The 3,902-nt window shown below is 40.4% G+C and carries 4 protein-coding genes; all 4 read right to left on the bottom strand.

The window, feature by feature from the left end; all coding sequences use genetic code 11:
- Positions 1 to 128 precede the first annotated feature (128 nt).
- Positions 129 to 1,562 carry a family 43 glycosylhydrolase gene (locus tag G588_RS20995; protein ID WP_022780124.1) on the bottom strand — a complete coding sequence of 478 codons (1,434 nt, stop codon included), beginning with the start codon at positions 1,560 to 1,562 and terminating at the stop codon, positions 129 to 131.
- Positions 1,563 to 1,705: 143 nt separating this feature from the next.
- Positions 1,706 to 2,143, bottom strand: coding sequence for a hypothetical protein (locus G588_RS0118235; RefSeq protein WP_022780123.1), 438 nt, complete (start codon positions 2,141 to 2,143; stop codon positions 1,706 to 1,708).
- A 175-nt stretch (positions 2,144 to 2,318) separates the two neighbouring features.
- Entirely contained in the window at positions 2,319 to 2,864 is a 546-nt protein-coding gene (locus G588_RS0118230; RefSeq protein WP_022780122.1) for a hypothetical protein, read from the bottom strand.
- 255 nt (positions 2,865 to 3,119) lie between these two features.
- The coding region (locus G588_RS20990; protein ID WP_022780121.1) for a Hedgehog/intein hint domain-containing protein at positions 3,120 to 3,902 on the bottom strand (783 nt) is incomplete at its 5' end.

The raw sequence follows: 3,902 nt of genomic DNA, 5'->3' as shown, positions 1-3,902 counted from the left end.
ATACATGAAGTCTGGGAAATACAAAAAGCAAAAAAGCTAAGCGATTCATCCCCAACCTGACGGAAGGGGTTTTCTCGCAGAGGTACTATAATAAACTGTCAAGGGGAGTCAACCTCTCGATAATTAAATCAATCAAACGTGAACCTGTCGAAGCTATAGGTCTCCTCACTATCATCCGATACAAATTCAAAATAAACGGCATGTTTGCCGATTACACCTGCTTGCAGCATCGCCTTTGCTTCATTGCTGTTGCCATGGAATATAAGGTCAGCCAGTACCGGCCCATTATAGGAATCGATATGGAGTCTGACCTTTAGCTTTTTTACCGTTTCAAGAACAACAGTCACAGCTTTAGGCGTATTTTGCCCAAACTGAAGATATCTGAAGCCTACAGTTGTTCCATCTGTAATTCCAACTACAGGAGTTGAAAGGTCCTCTCTTTCTTCATAAGATGGCCTTACATATGCACGTGTTTTACTGCCGTAGATATGACAGGCATAACCTGCGGAAATCCAGGAATAAGCATCAAGTCCGTTAATCTGAGGCCCCTGAGAAGTCATTTCAACAGGCTTAGAAGAAACCGGCTCTCCTGCAAGATACTTCACATCTCCGATAAAGAGTTTGCCGTCTGCTCCCATAGCTACATCTATTGGTTCAAGCATAGCCTGCCTTGAGTACTCGTTAACACCGGTCTGGCGATGGTAAAAGACATACCACTTTCCGTTCACTTCCATGATGGAGCCGTGATTATTTCCCCACTGGTAGGTCATTGTACCTACCCCCTCTGCATCATGCAGGATCTCACCTCCGTTGAAGCTGATATCGCCACCATCATGAAATGGTCCGAAGGGTGAATCACTGAAGCGATATGAAAGAAATCCGTTATTGTCTGTAAATACGCCAAGTTCCGGCACCGGCTTCTCATAGCGCTTGGAATAAATATAAACATATTTTCCCATTACTTTTCTTGGACTTGAGGCTTCAAAAAAGCCATCGATCAGCGAAATATGGCCGTCATCCACCGGATTCCAGGGACAGGTCGAATGCCCCAGCGGATTCTCCACCAAGGTTTCCATTTTAATCGTAGCCATATCCTCTTCCAACTCTGCTATATAGCATGGAGCAGCACATCCGCCCCAATATGCATACACTCTGTCGTCATCATCCACCAGAATTCCCGGATCAAAGCCAAGTTTTGTATTTACCGGATTCTCAAAGGGTCCCCAGGGAGTTTTTGAGCTTGCAACCACTACAAGACTTCCACAGCGCTCTGCAGCGTACATATAGTAGGTGTCTCCTCTTTTTACCACGTCCGGAGCATACAGAATTGAATCAAAATGAGTTTCATAAGCAACGCCATGGCACTTCCAATCGGTAAGGTCCTCTACAGGCGCAGACCACACCACATAGTTTCTTCCGCAGTACTTGTCTCTTTCAATATCATGAGAACCATAGACATAAACTCTCTTTTCGCCGTTATGCTCAAACACTCTGGGTTCTCCATCCGGAACATGTTCCCAAAGCGGCATGTATGGGTTAGCGCCTTTGATATATTTCTTCATTGCAATATTCTCCTATATCCTACGTTGAAGTAGCAAATATAATGATAGATGATAACTAACAAATTTCATGCCTAAATATCTAACACCATTCCCCCTGACAATATGTCAACAGACACTTACCCCAGAGGTCATATTCATCATCATTATTTAAACGTTTGTTTATCATTCTCAATTAGCTCCTTTAATCTTTCAAGAAGTTTTTCAAGTTCATCTCTTCTTTCATCCACATTCTCAGGATGCCCCCAATAAAAATCCACCCAATCATTAACATTTTCTTTAATATCGGAATAAAGCATCTTACTGAACTCGACCATGTTAACCTTTATATACTCATGCCCTATTCCACCTGGTTCAGTAAGATCTGGTCCTTTTTCCCAAATAATATGGCAATCCCACCCAACAACACATATAAATGTTCCCGGATCCGTTTCTCCTATAACGCAAAATGGGTTCTTTGTTTCGAGTCCATGGATTGCCTGTCTAACCCACTCAAATGGTATATCATCGACGAAATCAAGTGTATATTGGGAAGTTCCCTCTAGCTTAAAATTTGTATATCCATTATCTGGCTTTGATAACATATCGTATATCTCCTTGCTTTTTCCATTTTTGAATACAGCATGAAACTTATCGGAACCTTCCCATTCTCAGCATTAACCGGTGTCCCTGCATATTATTTTTTTAGAACGTGTGGTACCTATTACTTTCCTGTGCAGTTAGTAGCTCCTAAAGATTAGAGCCAGAAACTATACCAACTTATTTTAGAAAAATACCATCTTTCTCTATCTCATATAATTCGAAAATAACAAAATCTCCAAGTTCAAGATTGCATCCCCTCTCCAAAAGTCCATTCCTGATTTCTAGATATCTATTCATCTCTTGTTTACTATCTAGTAATCCATATTTATTCAATAATATATTTTTGTACTCATCCAACCTTTCAAAATGTAATTCATTATATATGGCAGAATAGTACGAACCTCCTGAGTATGCGTAATCATATCCTAGAAAAAGCTTTTCCCCCCACATGATATTGGAACCATCCGGTAGCTTATTATCAGTACAACAAAGTATGATTCTATAATCTATTTTGTTCTCTGTAGATACTCTTATATATTCATTGATGTACTCAGGATCATTACACACATCAACATAAGAATCATCCCGCCAAGATAGTTCTATCTTATTTTCAAAATATCCTTCAAATGAATCAGGATACAGTTCATTTAAATACCAATTATCTCCATCTACTCCCTGATATGTCCGATTTTCCCTTTTTTGAAATATCACTCCGTTATTCACAACAGGCCTCCTTAATCATTCGTTACTAATCCCCAAGTTCAACGGGGATTAGTAACCAAATACCATTCCCAAAAACTATTGATACTTTTGTTTGCTTTAATCAATTTCGAAAAGGAACGTGAAACCTATAAATATGTGTATGATTCATAAAGTTGCCACCTGGAAAATGTAAACCGCTTCCAATATATGCCTGATGATGCTGAGGAACTCCATATTCGGTAGCCCATTCGTCTAAAATCTTTGCTTCTTCATAACTTATAGGGTTTCCATTTTTGCTTGTTGCACGGCTTCTTTTGAAATATCAAATAAAGCCTTTTGATCTGGTGTTTGGCTCTTTGATATATTTTCAACCGTGTTTTCACCTGCATTTTGAACAGCATTTGCTCCTTCAACAATATCGGCAGCACACATATTATGTACAAGCACTTCATTATCTCCAACAAAATATGTGTGATAGTCCTCAACCGCAAAATTATATACAGGTACAGTATTTTGCAGATGCTCCCAGCGTTTAATCCTTAGATGCAGTTCATTGCCTTCTGAATCCACAAGAGTTTCACCAACATTGAGATTTCCTGCTTCAATAAATCCTTTGCCTTTGACATAAAATGGGTGAGTCGGAGTAGTTACTATTTCTTCACCATCAATATTCAGATGAATCAGTTCCGTTGTTTCATTTATGTATGTCTCAAGAACTCTCTTGTATACCACATCTCCTGTTTCAGGATCCTCAGAAAGAACATACTCACCAGCTTTGATGTCTTCTATCGGAACCAGCCCTTCATCTGTTGAAATAACTGTCCCCGCCACAAAACAGGATATTCCTTCAATTCCGCCAACAGCAGCCGCTGTTGCTCCACCAACTATTGTCCCTCCAAGAAATGCGTCCGCAGCGGCATCATATGCTGCCCGCCATATTTCATCGGAACTCGCTCCTTTAGCATATGCTATTCCGGCGCTTATTGCCCCAATCGCCACAGAACAGAATGCCTGGCCAGCAACCGCTGCAATAAACACTGTCTGCAAAGCACAAGCTGA

It is taken from the genome of Butyrivibrio sp. AE3009, assembly GCF_000420845.1.
Taxonomy (GTDB): Bacteria; Bacillota; Clostridia; order Lachnospirales; family Lachnospiraceae; genus Butyrivibrio.
The sequence above is the reverse complement of the archived record's forward strand: the minus strand, read 5'-3'. Positions and strand labels throughout refer to the sequence as shown.

Bases quoted from the DNA above. Each gene is read 5' to 3' on its own strand.
- G588_RS20995 (WP_022780124.1), bottom strand. From the start codon at position 1,562: ATGAAGAAATATATCAAAGGCGCTAACCCATACATGCCGCTTTGGGAA.
- G588_RS0118235 (WP_022780123.1), bottom strand. From the start codon at position 2,143: ATGTTATCAAAGCCAGATAATGGATATACAAATTTTAAGCTAGAGGGA.